Annotated in this window: 27 protein-coding genes; 14 read left to right on the forward strand and 13 right to left on the reverse strand. The window is 35.0% G+C overall.

The genetic code is table 11. From position 1 onward, the window contains the following. Positions 1-14: 14 nt before the first annotated feature. Positions 15-1097, reverse strand: a complete 1083-nt coding sequence (locus tag EDF66_RS02045) for an NAD(P)H-dependent flavin oxidoreductase (protein ID WP_132840210.1) — start codon at positions 1095-1097, stop codon at positions 15-17. A gap of 69 nt (positions 1098-1166) precedes the next feature. Beyond that, on the reverse strand, positions 1167-2606 hold the full coding sequence (locus EDF66_RS02050) for an SDR family oxidoreductase (protein WP_132840212.1): 1440 nt from the start codon (positions 2604-2606) through the stop codon (positions 1167-1169). Between the two features lie 592 nt (positions 2607-3198). On the opposite strand from EDF66_RS02050, the gene EDF66_RS02055 reads away from it, so the two are divergent. Next, positions 3199-3393: a cold-shock protein gene (locus EDF66_RS02055; RefSeq protein WP_021188372.1), complete on the forward strand. Its 195-nt coding sequence runs from the start codon at positions 3199-3201 to the stop codon at positions 3391-3393. Between the two features lie 246 nt (positions 3394-3639). On the opposite strand, the gene EDF66_RS02060 is transcribed toward EDF66_RS02055, so the two are convergent. The 3 genes from EDF66_RS02060 to EDF66_RS02070 form a co-directional block, all read right to left on the reverse strand. After that, the gene (locus tag EDF66_RS02060) at positions 3640-3840 is read right to left on the reverse strand and encodes a hypothetical protein (protein WP_132840214.1); all 201 of its coding nucleotides are present in this window, start codon (positions 3838-3840) and stop codon (positions 3640-3642) included. Between the two features lie 35 nt (positions 3841-3875). Further along, complete coding sequence (locus EDF66_RS02065) at positions 3876-4028, reverse strand: lmo0937 family membrane protein (protein ID WP_021188375.1); 153 nt, start codon at positions 4026-4028, stop codon at positions 3876-3878. Positions 4029-4093: 65 nt separating this feature from the next. Further along, positions 4094-4615 carry a ferritin-like domain-containing protein gene (locus tag EDF66_RS02070; RefSeq protein WP_207898391.1) on the reverse strand — a complete coding sequence of 174 codons (522 nt, stop codon included), beginning with the start codon at positions 4613-4615 and terminating at the stop codon, positions 4094-4096. A 257-nt stretch (positions 4616-4872) separates the two neighbouring features. Here EDF66_RS02070 and EDF66_RS02075 point away from each other — a divergent pair, with 257 nt between their 5' ends. Both EDF66_RS02075 and EDF66_RS02080 read left to right on the forward strand, forming a co-directional pair. Further along, positions 4873-5352, forward strand: a complete 480-nt coding sequence (locus EDF66_RS02075; protein ID WP_132840216.1) for a hypothetical protein — start codon at positions 4873-4875, stop codon at positions 5350-5352. Between the two features lie 57 nt (positions 5353-5409). Next, positions 5410-5625: a hypothetical protein gene (locus EDF66_RS02080; protein ID WP_021188379.1), complete on the forward strand. Its 216-nt coding sequence runs from the start codon at positions 5410-5412 to the stop codon at positions 5623-5625. Between the two features lie 105 nt (positions 5626-5730). Here EDF66_RS02080 and EDF66_RS02085 read toward each other — a convergent pair whose 3' ends face one another. Beyond that, positions 5731-6600 (reverse strand): DMT family transporter, encoded by an 870-nt coding sequence (locus EDF66_RS02085; RefSeq protein WP_132840218.1) that lies wholly within the window; start codon positions 6598-6600, stop codon positions 5731-5733. Between the two features lie 238 nt (positions 6601-6838). Between EDF66_RS02085 and EDF66_RS02090 the strand changes: the two genes are divergently transcribed. Further along, positions 6839-7561 (forward strand): MBL fold metallo-hydrolase, encoded by a 723-nt coding sequence (locus tag EDF66_RS02090; protein ID WP_132840220.1) that lies wholly within the window; start codon positions 6839-6841, stop codon positions 7559-7561. A gap of 29 nt (positions 7562-7590) precedes the next feature. Here the strand turns inward: EDF66_RS02090 and EDF66_RS02095 are convergent, their stop codons facing one another. Further along, a complete protein-coding gene (locus tag EDF66_RS02095) occupies positions 7591-8367 on the reverse strand; it encodes a tryptophan-rich sensory protein (RefSeq protein ID WP_132840222.1) in 777 nt (258 codons plus the stop codon). Positions 8368-8955: 588 nt separating this feature from the next. On the opposite strand from EDF66_RS02095, the gene EDF66_RS02100 reads away from it, so the two are divergent. From EDF66_RS02100 to EDF66_RS02110, 3 genes are all read left to right on the forward strand, one after another. Continuing rightward, positions 8956-9216 (forward strand): SemiSWEET transporter, encoded by a 261-nt coding sequence (locus EDF66_RS02100; RefSeq protein WP_021188382.1) that lies wholly within the window; start codon positions 8956-8958, stop codon positions 9214-9216. Between the two features lie 259 nt (positions 9217-9475). Further along, complete coding sequence (locus tag EDF66_RS02105) at positions 9476-9661, forward strand: hypothetical protein (RefSeq protein WP_021188383.1); 186 nt, start codon at positions 9476-9478, stop codon at positions 9659-9661. Between the two features lie 99 nt (positions 9662-9760). Further along, positions 9761-11647 (forward strand): PAS domain S-box protein, encoded by a 1887-nt coding sequence (locus tag EDF66_RS02110; protein ID WP_132840224.1) that lies wholly within the window; start codon positions 9761-9763, stop codon positions 11645-11647. A 33-nt stretch (positions 11648-11680) separates the two neighbouring features. Here EDF66_RS02110 and EDF66_RS02115 read toward each other — a convergent pair whose 3' ends face one another. Then, complete coding sequence (locus EDF66_RS02115; RefSeq protein ID WP_132840226.1) at positions 11681-12259, reverse strand: hypothetical protein; 579 nt, start codon at positions 12257-12259, stop codon at positions 11681-11683. Between the two features lie 411 nt (positions 12260-12670). Here EDF66_RS02115 and EDF66_RS02120 point away from each other — a divergent pair, with 411 nt between their 5' ends. Continuing rightward, entirely contained in the window at positions 12671-12883 is a 213-nt protein-coding gene (locus EDF66_RS02120) for a hypothetical protein (protein WP_021188388.1), read from the forward strand. Between the two features lie 106 nt (positions 12884-12989). Here EDF66_RS02120 and EDF66_RS02125 read toward each other — a convergent pair whose 3' ends face one another. After that, the gene (locus EDF66_RS02125) at positions 12990-13187 is read right to left on the reverse strand and encodes a hypothetical protein (protein ID WP_021188389.1); all 198 of its coding nucleotides are present in this window, start codon (positions 13185-13187) and stop codon (positions 12990-12992) included. 296 nt (positions 13188-13483) lie between these two features. Here EDF66_RS02125 and EDF66_RS02130 point away from each other — a divergent pair, with 296 nt between their 5' ends. Both EDF66_RS02130 and EDF66_RS02135 read left to right on the forward strand, forming a co-directional pair. After that, entirely contained in the window at positions 13484-13732 is a 249-nt protein-coding gene (locus EDF66_RS02130) for a Rho termination factor N-terminal domain-containing protein (RefSeq protein WP_132840228.1), read from the forward strand. 96 nt (positions 13733-13828) lie between these two features. Further along, complete coding sequence (locus tag EDF66_RS02135) at positions 13829-14872, forward strand: DNA topoisomerase IB (protein ID WP_132767789.1); 1044 nt, start codon at positions 13829-13831, stop codon at positions 14870-14872. Between the two features lie 107 nt (positions 14873-14979). Here the strand turns inward: EDF66_RS02135 and EDF66_RS02140 are convergent, their stop codons facing one another. The 3 genes from EDF66_RS02140 to EDF66_RS02150 form a co-directional block, all read right to left on the reverse strand. Next, the gene (locus tag EDF66_RS02140) at positions 14980-15453 is read right to left on the reverse strand and encodes a ferritin-like domain-containing protein (protein ID WP_021188392.1); all 474 of its coding nucleotides are present in this window, start codon (positions 15451-15453) and stop codon (positions 14980-14982) included. 169 nt (positions 15454-15622) lie between these two features. Then, entirely contained in the window at positions 15623-16291 is a 669-nt protein-coding gene (locus EDF66_RS02145) for a DUF421 domain-containing protein (protein ID WP_243655973.1), read from the reverse strand. A 21-nt stretch (positions 16292-16312) separates the two neighbouring features. Further along, positions 16313-16528 (reverse strand): hypothetical protein, encoded by a 216-nt coding sequence (locus EDF66_RS02150; RefSeq protein WP_021188394.1) that lies wholly within the window; start codon positions 16526-16528, stop codon positions 16313-16315. Between the two features lie 238 nt (positions 16529-16766). On the opposite strand from EDF66_RS02150, the gene EDF66_RS02155 reads away from it, so the two are divergent. Next, the gene (locus EDF66_RS02155) at positions 16767-17261 is read left to right on the forward strand and encodes a hypothetical protein (RefSeq protein WP_132767783.1); all 495 of its coding nucleotides are present in this window, start codon (positions 16767-16769) and stop codon (positions 17259-17261) included. A 96-nt stretch (positions 17262-17357) separates the two neighbouring features. After that, positions 17358-17969 (forward strand): hypothetical protein, encoded by a 612-nt coding sequence (locus EDF66_RS02160; RefSeq protein ID WP_132840231.1) that lies wholly within the window; start codon positions 17358-17360, stop codon positions 17967-17969. Positions 17970-18141: 172 nt separating this feature from the next. Here EDF66_RS02160 and EDF66_RS02165 read toward each other — a convergent pair whose 3' ends face one another. Then, complete coding sequence (locus EDF66_RS02165) at positions 18142-18855, reverse strand: HAD family hydrolase (RefSeq protein WP_132840233.1); 714 nt, start codon at positions 18853-18855, stop codon at positions 18142-18144. Between the two features lie 621 nt (positions 18856-19476). Between EDF66_RS02165 and EDF66_RS02170 the strand changes: the two genes are divergently transcribed. Then, complete coding sequence (locus EDF66_RS02170) at positions 19477-22362, forward strand: transcriptional regulator (RefSeq protein WP_132840235.1); 2886 nt, start codon at positions 19477-19479, stop codon at positions 22360-22362. Positions 22363-22721: 359 nt separating this feature from the next. Further along, positions 22722-25835, forward strand: a complete 3114-nt coding sequence (locus EDF66_RS02175) for a SusC/RagA family TonB-linked outer membrane protein (RefSeq protein WP_132767777.1) — start codon at positions 22722-22724, stop codon at positions 25833-25835. Positions 25836-25851 lie beyond the last annotated feature (16 nt).

Raw genomic sequence — 25851 nt, forward strand, 5'->3', positions numbered from 1 at the left:
GAAATCGTATCTCCTTATTTTCTATCCTCTTTAATGCTATATAAACTCTCCACTTCTGTGATCAGCTTTTTAATAATTTCAGCTGTAGATTTCCCACTATACCCATTATTAGATTGACCTGTCCAAATACTAACAAACTGGCTATTATTGTTCGCTTTTGCGACTCTTCTCAGTTCGCCGGTTAACTTATTCTGATAAGGATAGGGCAATATATGTCCTTCATCTACTAGATTTGTAAAAACATTCTTGATACCTCGTGCATAACGTCCCGAAAAACTTTTAGTAAGCGCAATAGCTGTTTCATCGACATCCCTTAAACGCTGTTTTTCAAATTGTTCTAACGCACTTTCTGAAGATCCTAAGAGGAGGCTTCCGAGTTGAAATCCTTGTGCTCCCAGGAGTTGCGTAGCCAGTAAGGTCTTGGCATTGTAGATACCGCCTGCATAAATAATCGGTATATTGACGCTATCATAAACTTGAGGTAACAAAGATAAACCTCCTATGGCAGGTATGTCATCGCTACTAAAACTACCCCGATGTCCGCCAGCCTCAAGTCCCTGCACACAAACAATATCAACCCCAGATTTTTCTAAAATAACCGCTTCGCTAACAGATGTACAGGTTCCCAGAAGCATGGTGCCATTATTTTTTAACTTATAAATACTTGGTTCGTCAAGATTACCAAAAGTGAAACTTACAAACCTACATTTTTCCGCAATAAGAGCATCAATTTGGTCATGATAGCTATTGATCTGTATTTCTTCAATGCTGGGCAGATGAACATCGAGATGGTGCTCACGTGCAATATTTTCAATAAAATCTTTGGTTTCAGTATATTTTTCTCTTAACGCATCCGTCAGTTCAGGTATATCATTTACAAAAATATTCACCGCAAAGTTATTTTTTGTCAACTGCTTTGTTGCGCGCATATGTTCAATACATTTTTCAGCAGGCAGGTCACCCAAGGCAAGAGTACCTAAGCAATCTGCATTAGTCGCCGCAGCTACCATTGCTGGAGTTGTAACACCAAACATTGGTGCTTGTATAATGGGATACTCAACGTCTAATAGTTTGGTTATATTATTTTTCCAATTCATGATATGGGGTGTTAAATTCCAGCTTTACATCTTATTTAAGAGGTTCATAAACAAATATAAAGCATAATTTTACATCTTTTTAGTCGTTTTTTTTGCTATGTTTTGCATCATACCCTTAAAAATGAAAGCATGGAAAGGCAAAACAGAATACCAGTACAATCTACCGGATATACCCAGTGGCCGGAATGTTGCTGTTTGGGTAAACGTATCATCTTGATCAATCTTAAATTCTAACCAGGCCTCTCCTGGCAATTTCATTTCGGCATATAACAGTAGTCTACGTTCTTTTTTATCTGCAAGAATTACTCTCCAAAAATCAATGACACTGCCTGTAGACAAGGTATCTGAATTTGTTCTTCCTCTTTGTAAACCAACCCCGCCAACAAGTTTATCCAAAAATCCACGAATACCCCATAACCAATCTGCATAATACCATCCTGTTTTGCCTCCTATTGACCAAATATTACGCAAGGCAAGATCCACATCATCCACTTTCATTGATCTGACATCTTTAAAACACCCGTCTTGCGGAACTTCAATAAGTTTAACAAAGCTGTTGGGATACCTTTCTATATTCAGTGCATCTCGCCAGCTCGATATGACTTGATTTTGTTCGATCTTACCAAAGGCCAATTCAATAGCTTGTTCATAACGCATAGGTTTTACATTAATTTTTTCCTGTAGATCATTGGGTTTTGCTATTACATCTACCCGCATACTCTCAACTAAACTACTTGCTAATGGAAACGAAGTAGAGGTAACAAAATATAGCCAATAAGAAGATAACTTGGGTGTCATGACAGGAACGGTAATGATCCAGCGTTTAAGTTTTCGCACTTGTGCAAAACGGAGTAGCATGTCCTTATAAGTCATTACATCAGGCCCACCGATATCATAGGTTCTATTAAAGGTAAATTCCTTCATAAGCACTCCTTCTAAAAATGAGAGGACATCACGAATGCCAATTGGCTGGCACCTTGTTTTTAACCATTTCGGAGCAATCATAACCGGTAGCTTCTCGACCAAGTCTCTTATGATCTCGAAACTCGCACTACCCGACCCTACGATAATACCAGCTCTTAAAGTAGTTAAAGCATAATGGTGCGATTGTAAACGTTCTTCAACATTTAAACGTGATTGCAAGTGTTTTGAAAGCTCTTTGCTATTAACAATACCACTTAAAAAAATAACTTGTTTAATATTTGTTTGTTCGATATTTGCTTTAAAATTAGCAGCTACAGTAAGTTCGGCCTCTGTAAAATCGTTTTCTGAGGATGACATCGAATGCATCAGATAGTAAGCGACATCAATATCCTGCGGAATTTGATCCAAAAAATCATTCTTCAAAAAGTCGACCTCTATCAGTTCAAAATCAAAACCGTCATATTTGCTCCTATCAAAGCGATTCACATCACGAACACAGCATACAACTTGATGTTTTTTGTCAAGCAAGACTGGAAGTAAGCGTTGAGCAATATAACCTGTGGCTCCTGTCAATAGTATTTTCATCTGTAAAGATTTTCATTAAGAAACATATAATCCACCACTTCGTAATAGAATTATCTTCAAGCGTCCTGTGATCGTTCAAGAGTCAGCCCGTTAAATACAACATCAATAAGTATTATCCATGGCCCATGTACATGATAGATCTTGTACTGGACATCTAAAACATGGAGTAATGTACGTTCACATTTCCATTCCGCCAAGTAAAGATAATAACAATTTGTATCGGTAAAAGTAAGTCTTCCGCTATTTAATTTATGTATTTTTCAATTTTACCTTAAATAAAAACTGATAACTTTTGAAAAAATAATTTGATTATAGTTTATTTATATTTATATTTGAGATAGTATCGGGCATTGTAGTGGTTATTTAGTCCAAGTAAGTACCTTACGTGATCATTCACCACATCACTTGCCGATTTTTGTTATTCATAAAAAGTGCGCAGTACTCTGTAGAGCTTGATTCCAATCAACCTTTACTAATACATACATCCTTTTCTTGCTAGCAGATCGATCGACTTCCGCAAGTTATCAAGTTATATCTTATGACATGAAGGGTGGCACAGAATTAAATAATTTTTAATAAAAACTATAATATAATGCAAGAAGGAACAGTAAAATTCTTTAACGTTACCAAAGGTTTCGGTTTTATTACACCATCAAATGGTGGTCAAGATGTATTTGTACATTCAACAGGTTTACTAGATGACATCCGTGAAAACGAGCGTGTTACTTATGAAGTAGAAAACGGTCAAAAAGGTGTTAACGCATTCAATGTACGCGTAGCAAGATAAAAGAATTGGGGAATTATATTGTAATTCTCTCTATTTTTGATGTAGTGATTAGCAATTATGCTAATTAACTACATTTTTTACAATAACCACTCCCACCCACAAATAGTATGGTGCATATCTCATGTGCTTATCCTGCGAAACCTCTACAAACTCATAAAAAACTGTATTCAATTGGCCCTCATTCATCTATCGGCAATGCACATTTATGATAGAAACCTGATCATAAGCAACTTAAAGCTAATAATACTATTCTTTATTTAAAAGATTCTCCATTTCTAAAACCGCTATTTTTCTATTTTCATGATATCGCTCAACTTCAACATTTACGACTAAGCCATCCACTATAACCGGGCTTCTGATTTCAACAATTTTTGAATCATCATGTAATATCCAAGCTAAAAATTGTCTACCATTATTTAACTCCTTATAAATATCGGGTTTTCTCATAGCACTAAAATCTAAAATTCAGCTATAAAGGGGGATTATACACCCCCTCGGATAACACGCAATAAAATAACGATGATGGCAATCACTAATAGAATATGAATAATCCCACCAGTAAAAAATCCTCCAAAAAAACTGATCGCCCAAATAATTATCAAAATTACGGCGATTGTGTATAATATATTTCCCATAGTAAAGTAATATTAGATTTAAAATAAAGAAGCCGGTAGTATATACCGGCCTGTTCTTGATCAATTTATTTTGCTGCTCCGAGATTAGCTTCGCTCATTGCAATTTCAGTCAATAATACATCTGTATCCTTTTCCTCCGCTAATGTAGCCGCTAACAGTTCTTCTGCTTCACTGTGTTCCATCAATTTCGCATAAGTAACAAGACAGCCATAGGTTGCAATCTCGTAATGCTCCACCTTTTGTGCAGCGGCGATCAAAGCAGCATCCAGTACTTCAGGGCTATCCTGGAATTCTTCCAAAATTTCATCAGCCTCGTTTAATAGGCCTTCCATCGCTTTACATTTTTTACCACGAGCGGTCATATCCAGACTCGAGAATACCGATTTTAATCTTTCAATCTGCCCTTCTGTCTGTTTATAGTGCGTTTTAAATGCTTCTTTTAAACTATCACTATGAGCTCCGTCTGCTAACTTTTTTAAACCTTTAAGCAGTTGCTTTTCCGCACCCAGAATATCTTTCAACTCATCTACAAATAATTCATGTAAGTGCGCATTTGGCATTTCGCCATCTTTGTTTTTTTTAGCCATGATCTTAAGTTTTAATTTAAACTACACTAATAACTTATGGGACAGATAATAGTTCATTACGAAATATAGAACGCGTATAAAAAAGAAGATATTAGGTAAAAATCTCGTTATAAAAAATTTAATACTTCGTATTCAAATGACTTCTGAAATCGAAGTATTATTAAGAATAATAATATATAAGAAAAATTGATAAGAAAAAAGCAAACCACTTCTTGTCCTATTTGTTTTATAGATGACAATTATAAAATAATACATATATGGAAGAGGAAAAAATGAATTTGGAAGGTCGACTTATCAACTATCAGGAGTATTATGAGGCTCTAGAACAACCTAAAACTTTTAGCTTTGATTATAGTCCGCAACGATTAATTATTAAAAATTACACATTACGAAATAAGGATAAATCTCTTTATGCTAAATTCCTCAATACTTTTTTTCCTGATAAGGAAGAGGAAGAGCTCTTAAATTATGATAAGGAGTTATTATATCTCAAAAGATTCGGAAAGGATGAATTGGCGAGATGGCTGATCGATTATAATGTACGCCTATTGCAATCGGATATTAATTCGACAGATAAAGATGCCATTTTTAAGGTTGTAGCAATCCCTGCTGAAGATGATGTAGATAACTATTTAGCAAAGGATCACCTGATACTCCATCATATATTACCGCTTGATGTATTAGAATTCCCATATCCGGTGTGGATAAACATTAAATTGCCACATACAGGATCATAAGCAACTTCATGTTGGAAAAGTCTTTTTATTATTCTACTAAACTTAAAAATTATAGCGATGTTGTATATTTTAAACGAAGACACTTACGACCTTACTCCTACATTTAGTGAAAATCTGCTGATAGATGGAGCTAATGTGGTGAAAACAACTTTTATTAATTCTAAAAATGAAAAATATTTTATGATTTCTTCCGCTGATGTAGCAGATGCATTTTTTGATGACAACAACGTTGAACTTGATATTTCAGATGCCATCAAAAGAATACAGGAATAAGTTGTTGCCTTTACCGACCTGAATAGCCCGACACACCAAAGGTTACAAAATAATCTAAAACACAACAATAGAGCCGATTACATCAATTGCAATCGGCTCTTACCTTTAGACCTGCTTTGGTTTTGAAAATACACTCTGTAAGATAACAGATAACATAACAAAAGCACAACCTAAATAAAACGAAGTATTGACCTCTTTACCCTCATTAAAAAATATAAATGCTAAGACTATGGAATAAATAGGTTCTAAATTGAAGCTTAGATTAACCGTAAAGGCAGGTATTACCCGTAAAACTTCCGCAAACAGGACATACAACGTGACGGTACAAAAAGCGGCTAGCAATAATAGGTAGAGTAGATCTGTTGTAGAAGGAAGCAACGTTGTCACTGGAAAAAAATAGAGATAAAATGGTAATAGTATTCCCAAACCGATTGTCCCTCCTACCATTTGATAGTAATTGATGACGATGCTATCATGCTTTTTTACCAACCGCTCATTAAATACAGTATACAATGCTGCAAATGCGGCTGATATAACTCCAAGCCATATCCCAAGCTGATAAGATGAATCAAAATGAAATATTAAACTGATGCCTAATAAAGTTAGGCAACTTAATAAAAGCTGTGGGACTGAAAAAGGTTTTTTGTTGATCAGAGGTTCGAAAATTGCTGTAAATAAGCTTGTCAAACAGTAACAGACCACTCCGATTGATATGTTTGCATATTTTATACTGGCATAGAAAAATATCCAATGGATGGTAATCAACATGCCTACGGAACTTACAGTAAGTTTTTCGGGCATGGACTGCTTGATATCTTTTTTAAAGAACTTTAAAACAAAGAACAATATAATTGCTGATAAAAGTACTCGGTACCACACTAATAAACCCTCGTTTAAGGATATTAATTTACCGAAAACTCCCGTAAAACCGGCTAATATAACAGCAATGTGTAAGCGTAAATATGATTTTTTCATGAAAATGAGCGTATTTCTTTTTTATAGTTAATATCTAAATTTTTGACATACTGATGCGCACGGCTTATCAGCCGAAAGTATGTCAATCTATTTTACTAGGACATTACGCTATTGGAGGAGGAAGGCTACTTTTTCTATTCATGATTGATTCAAAAATAACTATTTTTTATTAAACATAAGCAAGATATTGTATTTCTCTGCTTGCTAATATCCCTGAATAAAAGTATTTTGCTGTTATATGAAAATTCATGTATTAAAAGATGGTGACTTCTGCGTCGACAAAAACAAGGTATTTACTCCTTTGGAAGAATTAGCAAGCGCGACAGGCCTTAAAATGGCTGTCCAGCCTTTTCTAATTGAGGTTGAGGATCATGTTGTTTTGCTGGATGCAGGGCTAGGGAGATATCATAAAGGATCTCCCGTAATACTTAATAACCTACTAGCCCTCGGTTTCAATCCCTCATGTATTACAACTATTTTATTGTCACATCTCCATAAAGACCATATTGCTGGCTTAGTCAATACACAAGGAAATGAATGGTTTCTGAATTTTCCTGATGCAAAGATTTATATGCAGAAAAGAGAATATCTTTTTGCTAAAAGTAAGACCAATAATCCCTCTTTTGATTTTGACATTTTGGATTTTATGACCGAAAATGCCACCATTGTTTGGATGGACGAAGATAAAGGTATTATATGCTCAGAAATTTCTTTTGAAGTGACAGGCGGCCATACACCCTTTCATCAGGTGTTTTTAATTCGCGACAAAGAAAGCATTGCTTTCTACGGTGCTGATAACCTCCCAACAGCAGGCTATTTAAAATATCCAATTGCATTTAAGAGCGATTTCAATGGTAAGAAAGCTATGGAGCAACGTACTGAATGGGAAAAACTTGCAAAAGCGGAACATTGGAAAGTGCTTCTGTATCACGACATGAAAAGAGCTATCTTACAGTTCTAAAATTTAAGCTGACCATTTAATCCTGCTATTTAAATTTCATTTCCAAAACCGCGAAAGTTTTTGATGCCATGAATCAAGCAACTTGTAGCAATAACTGCTGCAGTACCCATGCTAACAAGGAAGATAGCTGTTCCGTTATCTCTATTGGCAACCCCTACAGCTATTAATGCCCATACTCCTACTAAAGCATATTCGCGCATATTACGCTTCCAGGTCATAAAAACATTAACAATACCCGCTACAATTACCATGATCATTGTCCAGTATACCGGTGAAATATTCCATCCATTCCAATCAATTTTAACGAGATAAGCGGCTATGTTTGCGATTAATGCAACCGATATCCACCCTGCATATAGCGAGAATGGCCACCAAACAAATGCGACAATACGAAATGGAGGATTAGTCAGTGCTACGTTAACATTCACAACAATCTTCAATAACGTTAGCAGTAACAAAATCATCAATAATACAGAAATTCCGATATAATCTGTCAACCAAGCAATAACCCATATACTATTTAACAGGCATGAAACCGTAAACCATGCTCCTACCCGATCTATAATTTGGCTCTCTTTCTTTGCTTTCAATATGAAAAATGAATACGTAACAAAACCGATCAAAAGCAAATAAATCAGTCCCCAGATAGAGAAAGCAAACGACGCGGGAGTAAAAAAGTTATGATAGTCATCGGAAACAATTTTCATTGTTCTGCCATTTATGAAACCGGTATTTGATAAGTAATTAATAACGATCGTAGTTAATAGAGCCACAAGATTAGTAATCGCAAGGGTAATATTTTTCATAGTATGTTGATTATAATTCAATAACAATCAAACAACGTAGTCGTTTGCCATTCATATGTTAAAATTTACACCTCATGGGATCAAAGCTTCTTTTGCCAATTTATTTCACCTTCATCGAACTTTTATGATCCTAAAAAGGTTCTAAAGTGATAAAAGAAATATAATTAAGATGGGATCAAATGAATTTGTATTCAAATTTCCGATGAATTCGAGACTTTGCCTAGTGCAGAAAGATAGCGTAAGCAATTCCAGTCAGTTGTATAATTTTCACTGAGAAGCATGAATTTTATTTTAAGTAAAACATAACTCTACACGTTGCTCTACCTGGTAAATCTTTTTGAAAACCATCATATTTCTATAGCAAGATAGTTTCGCAAAAAAAATAGGGTCACAGCCTGTTCAAAGCTGAAACCCTTTTATATACCAAATTAATAGCACGGTGATGAACCGAATATCAAAATTAATATCTATTACTTCTTATTTTCAACAATGCGTCCTAAAACCCGTATTTAATTTCAACATACGGTACAAATACGAAAGCGAACATAAAGAAAATGGATATTCACGCACTTTGTAAAAATAAAAATTATGATCCTAGAAAATATAATCGGAATCACTGCCGGAATTTTAACATCAATATCCATGTTGCCTCAGCTTTTAAAAGTGATAAAGGAAAAAACCGTTGAAGACCTTTCTTTGCCCATGATCATTATTCTGATAACGGGCTTATCCTTATGGGTGTGGTATGGAATAATAAAGAATGAATTACCGATTATTATTTCAAACGCTTTTGCTGTCCTAGTCAATTTGTTTTTACTGAGTTATTACCTGAGATTTAAGGACAAATAAGTATAGCAACTAGGATCTTCTCTCCTTATTACCTATTTACTTTTTTACTAATCTCTAAAACTCGAACCTTTTGCATTATCAGTTGTTGTATAAGAAATGCATCAAAACCAATACGAAACAAAAACCATGACTAGCAACCAAAAGACAGCAACCGAATAAGGGTAATCTTAATTGCTATCCATAACAGTTTACTATTCTGGGTGGAAGTATGATGTTGGTAAGATAAAATTTCAAAAAAAATCACTTATAATAAAAAAAGATGAATGTAAAACGAATTTTCGGAACGATACTGACGCTATTAGGTGTTGTAGGAATGATTTATACGGGCTATGAATTGGTTAATAAGAGTACGGCCTATACGACGCTCATCGTAGTCGGAATTATTGGACTAATCTTTTTCTTCTCTGGAATAGGCTTGGTTAAAAACACCAAGGACGAAGCGTAATGCAATTCCAAAAACTTCCTTAATTGCTAATTTATATGACTATTAGTACAAAATTGTGCAGTTATTCTTTATCTTTAAATACAAAAAGAGACGTACAGCATGAATAAGATTGATATATCTAATAATTTAGCAATTCTGGAAAAGGAAAATAATGAACTTAGAAATCGCGTTGCTGAACTCTCCGACTTTATTGAAAATGGTTCTGTCCCATTACATTGGGTGGATGAGAGCGGGATTATTATTTGGGCAAACCAAGCAGAATTAGATCTATTGGGTTATGACAAAGAAGAATATATTGGCCATCCGATCAGTGATTTCCATAAGGATGCAGCAGTAATCGAAGAAATTCTTAACCGCCTTACCGCCAAAGAAACCATACGGGATTTTCCTGCAAGATTGAAATGTAAAAATGGTTCTATTAAGTATGTTGTAATCAGTTCAAATGTACTTTTCAAAGATGGAAAGTTTATACATTCGCGCTGTTTTACAAAAGATGTAACGCCGCTGGTTGAAGAAGAAAAAAGGAAAAACAAGCTCATGACTTTACTGGAAGAGAGTGAAGAACGACTTAGACTGGCCATTGAGGCCACTGATCTAGGCACTTGGGACTGGGATTTTGAAGAAAACAAACTCTATATTTCTAAACAAGCCGAAAAAATTCTTGGATTACACCTCAATGACCTTAACTACCACCACATTTTAGAGCTCCTTCACCCAGAGGATCAAAATAACGTTAACCTTATAATACAAAAGCTAAAAGAAAGCAGTTCCAATTCACACTTTGATTTTGTATGCCGGGTATTAAAGAGCGATAAAAATAGTACCATATGGATACGCGTTCAAGGAGCTACCTATATGGATAATACAAATAAGATGCATAGAATTATTGGTTCGGTACTTGATATTACTGAACTTAAAAATTCGGAAACTAAAAATGCTGAACTGGCGGCAATTGTTAATTCTTCCAATGACGCCATTGTCAGTAAAACTTTAGAAGGCATCGTAACAAGCTGGAACGCTGCAGCAGAAGAATTATTTGGGTTTAAAGCTGGTGAAATAATCGGTCAGCCTATTTTGAAGTTAATTCCTGAAAACCGCAAAAGTGAAGAGGATCATATCCTTGCGAAATTACGAGCTGGTCAATCATTAAAACACTTTGAGACTATTCGTATCTCCAAAACGGGACAGCTGCTGGACGTGTCTCTAACCATATCACCCATTAGGGATATTACTGGTCAAATAATAGGAGTTTCAAAAATTGCTAGGGATATTTCTGAAAAAAAACAGGAAGAAAGGAGGAAAAATGATTTTATCTCCATGGTGAGCCATGAACTGAAAACTCCGCTTACCTCCATTTTATTATTTACTCAGATCATGCAGAAAAATTACCAGGACAATAAAAATGATTTGGGTAAACAGATGAGTAACAAAATTGAAACCCAGTCTAAAAAAATGATTGCCATGATACGGGATTTCCTCAGCCTCGCCAGGATTGAAGAAGATCAATTGCAAATAAATAAAGAGTCCATAACACTTCTATCTTTATTTGAGGAAGTGCGAGAGGAAGCGCAATTGATGATATCTAAGCATAAAATTAAGTTTGCATGCGCAGAACCAATTACAATCTTTGCAGATCATGATAAAATAGCACAGGTCTTTACCAATTTGATTTCAAATGCAATAAAATATTCACCTGCCGGTGGCACCATCACGATTGGTTGTGAGAAAAAAGACGGGAAAGTCAAATTGTTTGTTAGTGACGAAGGTATCGGAATTGCTAAAGAAGATCAAGAGAAGTTATTTAACCGTTTCTACAGAGTTGATAATGATGAAATTGCACACATATCAGGGTTCGGCATCGGGCTTTACATTGTTTCTGAGATCCTGCGTTATCATGATTCAGCAATTGAAGTAGAAAGCGAGAAAGGATCTGGAACGACCTTCTACTTTTCACTTGATGAGATCGGTGATCCAATCCCTAGCTAGGAATAAACATAAATAGAAACGTCCAATTAGTCATTAAATTATCCTGGGATCTATCCAGAAAATATCACGTAATAACACGAGTTCTTGCGGGTTAATTAGATTATAGATCATTTCCTCTGTATCATCTAAAATTCCCCAATGATGGTCATGCTCTTTCACAGCAAGTACTTTGAGAATAGCATCTTCGTCACATATCCAAATATCTGATTCCATAACGGTTACATGATGCTTTTTAAACCATTTTTCAGCTTGATTTGCATCCAGACACATTAGCGTTCCGGTCAGTTCTTCTATATCCCGCCTTTCATAAGTCACATGCTCCTGATAGTACATCGCTAGGTATTTAAAATAAATGTCGTGGTCACCCGTACGTAAGGCATGATTCCGGATCAGTAGCCGTTGTGGATCGAATGAAAAATCGTAAATTTCAGGATTGGCTGTGAAATGATAACGAAGATCATATAGTCTACATTTTTGTTGCAAACGTTGCGAATGATCATCTTCGACAAATACTTCTCCACCAAATTTATTATCATCTATGTGTTTTAAAACCTGATCTATTACGAGAATGGTCGGCTTTTTTAGATAAGTATTACTTCCATTAAAATTCATTTGTAGAAGATATTCGTGTACATTGTGAACCCGGAGAGGTTGCCATGTCGAGTTAGATAAATCAAGAGAATTATAGGACGTCAATAAGTTATATCCTCTGCACTTGAGATCTAGAAGTAAGGGTCGGGATAAGGAAGTGAATCGCATAACATGTAGGATTAGGTAAATAAAAAATTTTACTTCATAGAAGTTTGTTGTTATTATAGAACAAATCTGTAATTCAAGTTGTTTGCTTTTTTATTCGGTTTTTGAAGAAAATTTATAATTTCTCTTTATCTGGAATATAAGAATCAACTTTATAAGCGCTTATGTGTTATATAATTACAGTTCACAAAAGATTTTAGTGAGTCACCGACTTTCTAGAACTCATTGCTTTGATATTGTTTATTTAACTACTAGAAAGGAGAATTTATGCCCTGGTACAATAATGATTATCCACCGTCCTATAAAAACCAACCCGTTGAAATTCGTGATAAAGCTGTAGAAATTGCGAATGCGCTATTAAAAGAAGGCGCCAGTGAAGGAACGGCTATTGCAATAGGACTAAAGCTTGCGCGAGAACATTTTGCAAAAAAGGAGGCTGATAATAATATCGCAAAACTTATGGATGATCACGATACGTGATCATCTACCAGCTTCACTCTAATTTATATCAATAATTTGAAATTTACCTAAATGGTTCATTAATATGATAATAATCACAATACGATGCATTCTTAATGGCAGATTGTTACATAAAGATCGTGTCGCTATTGTAAATTCCATTAATCAGGACTGCAGTAATGAAATTTTTCTTACCCTTGTCTTCTGATTTAAAAAATGAATATGCTCTTAGTCTGATGCGGGTTAGCATAGCAATAAGCAGATTAATCACTAAGCCTAAAAATGACAGGACCGGAATAAATAAAAGTACAATCAGGTTTTTCATATTTAAAAGTTATAACGGAAATACTATTATAAAACAAAGTGAAATAAAAGTGGTTAATAAAATATTTTAAAACAGGTATAATTTGGTAAGATATCATTGTATGTACGTGAGACTACAAGTCAAAATACCTGATTGATAAAATCATAACTTTCTGTCCAGAATAGTAAGAAAATACCTGTTTTTTTCAAATACTACGCATTCGAAGCGTCTTCTTAAACATTGTTCGTTTCAAGCCGTTCTTACTTTGGGAAATCTCAGCTAAGAAGAGAGTAATGTAAACTTTAAAATGTAAAACAATGGCAAAAGATCACGGAAAACAGATTAAAGACGATGCTCAATATGAAGCATTACGCAAGAAAGGAATGAGTAAGGAAAAATCCGCACGAATTGCAAATTCTCCGGATGCCAGCAAGAAAGGCGGAGAAGCTACTGACTTGGATTCGAGGACAAAATCAGACCTACTTGCAGAAGCAAAAAGAATTGGCATAGCCGGTAGGCATTCAATGAAAAAAGATGAACTGATAAAGGCTATTAGGAACCATTAAATTTATTTCAATTAATCAAAATAATTTCTTCCGCATATTACATGTGGCGGCGGAATTGAATATTAACAAAACATTTCCTTCACAAATTTGGAGCACATGAAAACATTAACACCTTCATCTCATCCATCTGTCGCTCTAAATCTACGTTACGTTACAGATACGGAACCTGGTTATTGCCGCACATACACAAAAGGCAAATTCACTTATCTATCCAAGAACAAGCCTATCAAAAATAAAAATACCTTAAAGCGGATAGCGTCTCTTGTGATTCCACCAGCATGGGAAAATGTCTGGATATGCAAATTTAAAAATGGTCATATACAGGCAACAGGTATTGATAAGCGTGGTAGGAAGCAATATATTTATCATCTGGACTGGTCAACCATACGCAATGTCAAAAAATTTGATCGTTTACTGGGCTTTGCAAATAAGATGAAATTACTCCGCACGCAATTGCGGAAAGATCTACGGAAAAAGAAATTATCCAAAGAAAAAGTCTGTGCGATTGCAATCTCTACCATGAATGCAACTTACATACGTGCAGGAAACAAATCCTATGAACATAACTACGGCTCATATGGGCTCACCACATTGAAAAACAGACATGTCAAAATTGACAAAAATGAAATCTTTTTTAAATTTAAAGGGAAAAAAGGCGTACTTCAGCAGGTTTATATCAAGGAAGCAAAAATAGCTAAAATGCTTAAAAACGTCAAAGAAATCCCCGGTCAGGAGCTTTTTCAATATTACGATCATGATGGTGCTATTCAACGGCTTGATTCAGGAGATCTGAACCGCTATTTAAAACAAGCGATGCAAGAAGATTATACCTGTAAAGATTTCCGTACATGGGCAGGTTGCACTCTTGCCTTTATGATGATGGCTAATGAGCCTTATGGCGAACTTATTTCTGAACGTAAAAAAGTACTGGTCACCATCCTTGATCATGTCGCTAAACAACTCGGCAATACCAGATCAGTTACAAGGAACTATTATATTCATCCGGAATTGCAGAAACAGTATGTAGATGGTGATTTAAAAAATGAATTATTAAAACTTAAACGGAAAATGGTGCAAAACACAGATGGTGCGACCGAAAAAGCGCTGCTGAAATTTATCAGATCACGTTGTGAAAAATAACCTATTATATTTGATCATCGTGCAAACTATGAAAAAAGGGGCAATTGCCCCTTTTCCCTGTTAACCTCAATATTGAAATGATTTTTTATACTAAACGCCTGATATAATTAAATCGTATCGGAAATGGTATCTCGTAACAATTTAATCTGGTCGTGCGCAACCAATTGTTTACTTAATTGATTTTCAATTAAGCTGACCACATGGATGGATAAAGCCTCCCGATCTTCTTCAAGGGTCTTCCTATAGGTAGCTTTAAAAGCATCTTCTCCTTTTTCACAGCTTTCCAATAGACTTTTACGATCATTTCCCGAAATATTAACTTTTATATTCATCCAAAGTCTAAAAAGTTTACCGCTCAACATCGTACTGTCTGTAGGTTGTTCACCTTCAAGTGTGACATATGGAGTAAGCTCGGTAATAAATTGTTCTGACTGCAGGATATATTTGGCAAATATACCACCTAGATCATCGATCCGCATACTATGTGCTAGATCTAATGCTTCTCTATATCCAGCTATCCTATCGTTGTTAATTTTTATCAGATCATTGATAATTGCCGGATCATTTGCTCTGTTTTCCATAGCTCTATTTTTTGAAATATAAATTTAAAACTCTTGATTTATCTAGAAAACAACCTCAAGGCAGAAATAGTTTAAATCATAATCATTTCGGGTATTTAGAACATTTGAATCGTATTTATAACCCCTAGGGGAAGTACTGAAGCATGCATGATGGCTTTAAAAGAATAGATTAATTTCGTTTTGTGTTGATTGCTTTACTCCATTCTGTATGTCTACATCGTGGACATTGTGATTCTCTATTATGCAATTGTTCGATAAAACCACAATACATGCAGGCGTGAAAGTCATATAACTGAAATGATTCAAATTTTTTATAATCATCTGGAAATAAAGGCAGACCATACTTCACCTCATCTTCTGGGTAAAATAAAATACTCATCGAACCATCAATTTCTAATAAGGCCATTCTCACTTGACCTAAGTGTTCAACCGACTGATTACGTAGTTCGGAAAAGAATTCCATTTTTGAAAAGTCACCATCATGTTCATGTTTTAAATCAAACATTCCATCCCTCACAACTACCATCGCTTCCCCTTCTAAAATCTTATTGATAAATACCGATTTTGATGATAACCAAGTTATAAATTTATAGATAATGATAACCGAAAATAATACAACAAAGGCATAAATAACGGGTAATTCTTCTTGAAACATGGGATCACCAGCCGCCGATCCGAGACTCAGAATAATCGCCACCTCGAAAAGCGTTAATTGCCTTACACCTTTTTTTCCTGAAAGCCTAAGAATCACCAATATCAGGATAAACATGATGACTGACCGTCCCACAATTTCTAAAAGGAAATCCCATTCCGCGCCTTCCCAAATTATCTTTTTCATTTCAAACATACGTCCTCTGCACTAAGGTTTTACCTGCTCACGAGGAAATGTATCTGGCTCTGGCATATCATTCAATTGATCATTTTGAGGATCAACGCCGGCTTCCCCGTCACCTTCCTGCTTTTTATTTCTCTTATCTACAACTGAGGTAATTGTTTTCTTTTTCTTCGGTTGCTTGTCCTTATCAACAATACCGACTTTTGCATTTTCATTTTTAGTAGCCATAATCGTATTCATTTAGTTTATTGTAATGATATAACGTGGTGCTATGTCAAAAGTTTGTATTTCAATCACCGTAACAAATACCTGAAATTAACGACAGTATACCTGATCAATGCTTCAAAAATATACTTTAAACGTGCATCACGTATCCTTCTACTTATCCTAAAGTATTCTTAAACAAACTTTTAGTCTTTCAGAATTGTTCTTATGGTGATGACATCATAAATACGTTATAGCTTTAAATCAAATCACTATGGATGAGACTTATGCATATGTACATGAATTGCTGAATCGCCAGATGGCACTTCGAGCAAAAATTGAAGATAGCCCCATTGCAGGTGATATTCAATTTGAGTATGGACATGATTATTATCAGGAAGAAACGAGGTGCATGGGATTGCGCATGATCAGAGATGGATTGGATAAAGAAGGCGAAAAATTAATCTTAGATTTTACAACTGAACACTACCCTGGCAATGAAGAAAACGAAAAGAAATGGATTGGTAAGATGATGCGGTACCTAAACGCAATTACTCCAACACTTATTGACAATTTACTTGCAGAGGGTTATACTGCTTTACAGAGTAATGTAGAACTTCCAAATGAGAATGCCATCTTCTATCCTATCTACGATTTAAATACGGACACAAAACGCCTCTTATTTATGGATAGTAATATTTTAATCGATCTGAAGCAGGCAGATGCATATGAAAATTTGCAGGGTTGGGTCTATTATACTTCTACATAATGGAGAAATTACAAAATCAGATAGTTCCTCAACCCAAGTAAATCTATTGATTCACATGAACATAAGTTCATTTTTAATTGTTATTCTATTAAAAAGATGAAGAATATTATTCCAACCCAGAAAGAAGGCAATAAACTTGACTGTTTTGAAACAGTTGAGTTTACAAGCACTGAAATTGCCAGCGAGGCTTTTATTATAGCATCCTACAACCTATTGGCGGTCAATGAATGGCACAAAATTGCAGAACTTCCTGCGGCGGTATTTAAGCTTGTTGACAACAATGGTATCGAATTGCATCGTCCACTTCAGTTACACGATTATATCAAAATTGATATTCCAGGACCTGGATTACCCCGAACAAAAGGTTATGACTGGGTTAACGTTGTGCATATGGAATCTAAGGAAATGGCCGAATTTAAAATCCTATCAGTTAGTCTAAAGCCATGTCCAGATCCTACTGATCCTGAAAATAAAGAAACAGCACATTTTTTTGAGGGAATAGCGACTTCGACTTTGATTGTTGAGCAAAGAAATAACAGTTTATTGTTTCAGTATGCTGGACGAAATGAGGTTTTAAATACCGAAAATACGCATATCATCGATAATGTCCGAAACTTTATGGTAGGACTTGGTGCGGTTTTGGGGGCATCTTATCCGCAATGGAAGGCTCTTATTAAAGGTTTTGCTAATGATGTTAAAGAAGTGTAATTACAAATCAGATGCTTTAATTTACAAATATTCAAAATACTTCTGCTTCTTGCCTTTTTAAGGATCAAACGTTAATCAGGCATATTAAAGACTGCATAATCATTAACATAAACCTTCGTTATGAATAAAGATGCTGTGATCTTCATTTCTAAAAATCACAGCATCAGTTTTTTTATGATACTGCGGTACTGTTCTTACTATAGTTTTCAATTACAGATAGGATATCCAACAGATCACTAATAACCTGATCCGGATTGGCAGTAGCCAATTGTACAGCGGTATGTGCTCCTGTGGTGATACCTATGCTCAATCCACAGCCTGCATTTTGTCCTTCTTGAATGTCAATCGTTGAATCGCCAATTTTTGCAACTGTTGAAGCATCGGTAATACCCATCTTCGCCATTGCTAATTGAATCATATCTGGTTCTGGTCGATTATGTTCAACATCCGAAGCAGTAATGAGAAGATCAATGTCTTTACCTACTTCCCAATTCAGTTTTTTCAATAATGATTCTGCTGTCAATCGATCATACCCAGTATTAAGTACTCTTAAAATACCCATATCTTTTAACTTTATGAAAAGTGCTGCCGCATTATTACATGGATAAATGGTTTCCACTTCATAAGCACTTTTAAGCTGCACAAGAAACAATTGAAAAATCTCTGTTGCCAATTGATCATTTTCTAAATCTAAACTATTTTTCAAGATAGTTTTTATAGCTTCCAATTTTTCTTTACCTGCACCATGTTCTAAAACTTCTTCTAAACTAAGATCAAAACCACCAACGCTATTGATTGCATTTCTAAGTGTTTTATAAACGATGTTATCTTCATTAACAGTTGTTCCCGCCATATCAAATACGACCATCTTAATTTTACTTTCCATATCTTTCTATTGTGTTATTATGCTATTATTTATTTTAATCAATCTATATAGGCTGTATGAGGCCTTTATGCCTATTTCGGCTACATTTAAAACTCAATGATAATTAATTTCCACCTTTGTCCTCAAAGCATGTCCGTATTCCTTATTCTCAGTATTTACAGGCGCTATACTGTCAAGAGGATGTAAAACAAACCTTTTAGAAAAGGTTCTAATCTAAAAACAAGTCGATTATAGCCTTTAATTTCCTTCCATACAGTTATGTATGAACTTACATGAGCCCTGTTACACAACAATCTTCCTTCAAATACGATCTCACATTTCTATATGTTTAACAAAACTAAACTTTGTTCATTAAAACTAAACAAAATTTATGTTAAATTTTTATTAATTATTTTTAAACACGATCATGAGTAGCTAAAAGTTTCGAAAACGGTGTGCTTAGATCCTTAAGGAATTGCTGAATAGACATCTTAATACTTTATAATGACTCATACAGCTAAATTTATTGTTAAATTTGTCTAGGGAATAATTCTTTCAATTTCTATTACATAAATACGCTCAGAGACACTTTCGTCTTTTTAGCATGGTAGAATTATTGCTAAGGCAAACATAATTTTGTGCATGAAATTTTTATTTAAAATATTTTTTCTTTTTTTTATAATCTTCGGGATCTTCTTTGGTGAAAGCAAGGCCAATGATATTCAATATCTCGCTAGCCCTTGGGTACAGCAATTTACAAAATCTACTTACAAAGCCGGCAATCAAAACTGGGGCTTGAGTGTCGATCAGAATGGTCTGATTTACGCCGCTAATTCTGATGGTTTATTAGAGTATGATGGCGCATACTGGAATCTCTATCCTCATCCTAATAAAGGTATCGTCCGTGTTGCACAGGTACATCCAGATGGGAAAATCTATACGGGAGGCCAATCAGAATTTGGCTATTGGCTGAAAAATAATAATGCTCGTTTAACCTACCATTCCATAAGTAAGCGCTTACTTAAAGATCTTAATGATGAGATCTGGAAAATAATCATTCAAGACCAACGGATTATCTTCCAATCTTTCTCTACGATCTATATTTATGAAAATGACAAGATCAAAACTATTACTGAAGATGGAGAGCCTTTTCTATTTGCATTTCAAGCCAATAAGAGAATTTTCGTAGAAAAAATACCGAGTGGACTTCATGAACTAAAAAATAATAAGCTCATTCCTGTTTCGGGTAAAGAGCAGTTAAAGGGACATAACATTTTAAGTATTCTTCCTTTTGATGCAGCGTCATTCTTAATTGGAACAGCTAAAGGCGGATTATTTTTAATGAGCAAATCTGGAGAAATAACGCCCTGGAAAAATGACATCAATGAAGAATTAAAAAATGTACAGATCAACAATGGGATCAAGCTACTCAACCATTATTACGTATTCGGAACGATCTTAAACGGTATCTACATTCTTGATGAAAATGGATCTTTTGTTCAGCATATTAATAAAAGTGTTGGTTTGCAAAATAATACCGTTCTTAGTTTAACAGTAGATAAACAGTCAAATATATGGTCTGGTCTGGACAATGGTATTGACCGCATTGCGATTAATGCTGATCTCTACTATTATTCGGATAACTCAGGAAAACTTGGTACCATCTATTCTGCAAAAATTTACCAAGGATATCTTTATTTAGGGACTAACCAAGGTCTATTTTATACTTCATGGAATCCGAACAAAAAATATCAGTCTATAGACTTTAAGATGATCCATGGCTCTCAGGGCCAAGTATGGAATCTAGAAGTAATCAATAACGTATTGGTATGTGGACATAATACAGGTACCTTTCAAATTCAAGGTACAGCGATGTCCTTACTATCACCAAAAACAGGTGGTTGGGTTATCAAACTGCTTTCCCCTCATGCACCATATGTACTACAGGGAAATTATACAGGTGTGTCCCTATTTAATAGTTTACCTAATGCATTAACTTATCAGACGCAATATCCTAATTTCAGATCTGGCGTACAATTATTAGAAACACAAAGTAAAAATTCGGTTTGGGCGGCAGGTTACAATGAACTGAATCTACTTAAATTTTCAGATGATTTTAGTGTTATTAAACAGATTAAACCCTATGCCCAAAAAAATGGTTTACCCAAATCGGGTTATTTAGGTGTTTACAAATTGGCCGCCATCAATGTTTTTACGACTGATAGTGGGCTATATGTTTATGATGAGCTTATTGATAAATTCACGCCCTATCATCAATTAAACAACAAATTGGGCACATTCTCCAAAGCAAATAAGATCATACCAGCAGGAAATAATAGCTATTGGTTTATTAATAAAACCAGAATTGCTTTAGTCGATTTATTACAAGGAGGGCAAATTCGGGTTGATTCCATCAAATTAGCTTCTCTAGAAGATAATATGATGAAATATTATGAAAATATCTCGGCTCTCAATCCTAATCAATACCTGATCAGTATCGATAATGGCTTCTCTTTGCTCAATTTGGGAAGGGATAATTTTAAACCCACTGATGTGCCGGCTCCCCTCATCAGGAATATTAGATCTCTTTTCTCAACGGACAGTATAGATTTTAATAATGATAAAGAAATAGTTGAGATAAAATACAAAAACAACAGTATACAAGTATCTTATGCGCTACCTTATTACACTGAAACTGCTGTTCAATATCAATTTAAATTAACAAACACGCAGGAGGAATGGTCTGATTGGTCTAAATTACCCTACAAGGAGTTTACGAATCTGGCAGTTGGTCAGTATATATTTACAATTCGTGCAAAACTGCCAAACGGTTTTATCACTAAGGAAACAAAAGTTGAAATCGAAATCCTACCTCCATGGTATAGAACCTGGTATGCTTATTTAGGGTATTTAATATTACTGGTTTTAGCAATAAAAGAAGTCCGTAAATGGTACAACAAAAAGCTAATTAAACATGAGAAACAGGTAAAAAAGGCTTATTTGCTTAAACAAGAGGAACTTTTAAAGCAGGAAGCAATCCGAGCACAGCAACACTTGATCGAAATTAAAAATAAGCAACTGGAACAGGAATTATATAATAAGAATAAGGAACTGACTAATGCTACGATGAATATTGTGCAAAAGAATGAATTATTAAATGCACTGAATCACGAATTATTACAGTTGAAGGATGAAAATGGAAATAAACTGCAACCTGAGCAATTACAAAAAGTGGCCAAGATCCTTAAAAATGCTTATGAAGATAATATGGACTGGCATCTGTTTGAGCAGAGTTTTAATGAAACTCATGAGAATTTCTTTAAAAAGTTAAAGCATCAATTTCCCGAATTAATGCCCAATGATTTAAAACTCTGTGCCTATCTGAGGTTGAACATGAGCAGTAAAGAAATTGCCAGCTTATTAAATATAACGACACGTGGTGTCGAGATTAGACGTTACCGATTACGTAAAAAATTGAATATAACAACTGAACAGAATTTAACTGATTTTTTAATGAATATTAGTTAGAAAAATGCCCTTAATCGTGGAACCCTATCTACGACATGAGATCATTTTGTTATTAAAACACACTAAAACACTACATCATTACCTCTCACGCGCTATAGTGTGCTTTAAACACTTAGTATTAAATAAAGTAATATATCACTTACTTTAATAATCTGACTATCAGCAAAGTTATTTCTTTAAATTGAATTTTTACGTTTAGCTCAAATGGTGATGTATTAATGTATAAGTGTTAAATTATACATTTCGCATACTACATCACATCTTTGCTGTATCAAAATTTAATGAAAGGGTTAAATTTTGTTAACAAACATTCAGATTAATTGGAATTGATAAATTAAAATAACACAAAAGTCACACCTATGAGGAAGTTATTTACATTACTATTACTCCCAGCATTTTGCCAATTCAATGTGTCAGTTTATGCACAGAGTGGAAAAGTGATTACTGGAAAAATTACAGCTAAATCTTCAAACGCTGTACTTTCAGGAGTAACCATTGCGGTTAAAGGAACTAGCGTTGCTACGCAATCTGACGCGAATGGAGAATTTAAAATTACAGCAGACCCCAATCAGGTTTTAATTTTCCGCTATATCGGTTATGATGGAAAAGAAGTTGTAATTGGTCAACAGAACAATGTACAAGTCAATCTAGAAGAACAAAATACGGCTTTAGATGAAATCGTGGTTATTGGTTATGGTACAGCTAAGAAAGTCGATCTAACTGGTTCTATAGGCCGTGTTACTTCAAGTGACATTGTAAAACAACCGGCATTGAATGCTGTTCAATCTGTACAGGGCAAGATATCTGGTGTTAACATCATTGCTAATGAAGCTCCGGGTTCTGCTCCAACAGTGATTATCCGCGGTCTAGGAACAGCTTCAGGTGGTCGTAATCCATTGTATATTGTTGATGGATTTCCAGTCGAAAATATCACCAATATCAACTCAGCAGATATCGTTTCTATCGATGTCCTAAAAGATGCTTCATCGGCTTCTATTTATGGTCTGCGTGCCGCAAATGGTGTGATCTTAGTGACAACTAAAAAGGGGAAAGCAGGACGTGCTCAGATTACGTATGATGGTTATGTAGGTGCCAAAGGCATTCTAAACCGTGTTAAAATGGCTGATGCGAATGAATATGTGACCCATTACAATGAAAACTTAGCAGTAGTTGAAAAAAATGGATCTCCTTTAGCATTAAATCAAAAAAACAATACCAATTGGTACGACGAACTTTTACAGACTGGTATAGTGACCAATAACGTCGTTAGCTTATCTGGAGGTTCAGATGCAGTAGATTATTTCTTTAGTTATAACAACTTTACGGAAAAAGGAATTACGGAAGGCTCTCAATATGTACGTAACACGATCCGTAATAATAATACCTACAAATTCTTTGATAATAAATTAAAACTTAGTCAGACTTTAAACATCTCTTTTGCTAACGACCGTAATAAACCGCTAAGTGCTTTTGATGCGGCCTACCGTCAGTCACCCTTAGTTCCTGTTATGTATGAAAACGGACGCTACGGAAGACCTATATACAATAAAACAACCGGAGAGGCTACATATATTCTGGCTGCAGGTCAGCAGGGAGGAAGGTTAAATGATGTGGGCAATCCTGTTTACGAGAACAAAATGCAACAGCAGTATAACAAGAATCTGAGCATCCAAGGTGGACTTCAAGCAGAATACCAGATCACCAGCGACTTAAAATTCACCTCTCGCTTGGGCGTAACAAAATACTTTTCACAAAATAGAGGTTTTAATGATATCAAGGATCGCTACTTAAATACAGATCCTCTCAATACTGCTGCAGAATTTGAAAGATTAAAAGCACAAAACCCGAATTCATTGACCTATGCAAATAATAGCTTAAATATTGCTAAAACAGAAACATTCAGATGGGTATGGGAAAATTTTGTTTCTTACCAAAAAAGTTTCGGTAAGCATAATATAGATGCAACATTAGGAAATTCAAGAGAGAAAGTCGATATCGGAAATATGTCTGATTTGACCGGATATGATGTTCCTACTCAATCACAATACTGGAATATTGACTTAGCAAAAAACAAAGAGAAGCAAATTAGACAAACTTCTTACACACCTACTGCATTAATTTCTTATTTTGCTCGTGCACAGTATAATTACGACTCAAAATACTATTTAACTGCTACTGTACGTCGTGATGGATCTAGTAAATTTAAAGCATCTGGCGAATATTTTGACATCTTTCCTTCCTTTGGAGCGGGTTGGACCGTATCCAATGAGAGCTTTATGCAAGGCTCAGGCATCGATTTCTTAAAAGTAAGGGCAAACTGGGGTAGACTAGGTAACCAAAACATCCCTTTGAACGTTTCTCAGATATTATCATCGCCAGGATCCGATAATTACAATTATGTCTTTGGCCCGAACCAAGATCTTGTTTTTGGAGCAGCATATGGAAGTCCAGCGAGAAATTTAAGATGGGAAGTAACTGAAGAATCAGGATTAGGAGTTGATTTCACCTTATTAAATAACCGTTTAAGTGGTAATGTGGATTATTATAATAAGACCAACACTAATGCTATTTTAGAAGTAAAACCTTTATTGAATTCGCCATTTTCTCAAAAATATTTTGATCATGGCGGAAAAGTATCAAATCAAGGGGTGGAGATTGGTTTAAATTGGACCGATCAAATTAATGAAAACCTATCCTATAGTATTGGTGGTAACTATTCTTACAACAAAAATACTTTAAAGGATGTTAAACCTGCCTATGATGGTACTGAGGGAGGAAGTTTAAATAATGGTCAGCTTACAAAACAGTTAAAAGCTAATCAACCTATTTATGCTTGGTACATGTACGAAGCAGTTGGGGTGTGGCAAAACGAAGCTGAAATTGCAGATGGCGCTGCAACAACCGGAGCAAAACCTGGGTACCTAAAATACAAAGATCAAAATGAAGATGGTGTTATCGACGCAAAAGATAAAACATTCCACGGATCATATCTTCCTTCTTCGACATTTGGTTTAAATCTAAGTGTCAACTATAAAAAATGGGATTTCACAGCTCAAGGTTATGGGGTTGCAGGAAATAAAATTTACAATGGTCTAAAAGGTACCCGTGTTAATGGTGGTGAGAACGTAACTAAAGAAACTTTTGATAACCGCTGGACTGGCGCAGGAACGTCTAATACACATCCTGGAGCAGCTCATGATGCCTTAGCTTCCAGTTACTATTTAGAGTCAGGAGCCTATTTTAGAATCAATAACTTAACATTAGGTTATACCATTCCAAAATTATACAATTCAACTTCTAAAATTAGAATGTACGTAACAGCACAGAACCCTTTTATTTTCACAAAATATACAGGTTTCTCTCCTGAAATAACAGGTGCAAATTCTGGTGTTCCTTCGGAAACTGCGGGAATTGAGCTTTCGGCTTATCCAACAACACGTAATTTTATTTTCGGAGTCAATGTTTCATTCTAACTTTTAAAAATTAAAA

The sequence above is a fragment of the Sphingobacterium sp. JUb20 genome (assembly GCF_004342035.1).
Lineage (GTDB): Bacteria > Bacteroidota > Bacteroidia > Sphingobacteriales > Sphingobacteriaceae > Sphingobacterium > Sphingobacterium anhuiense.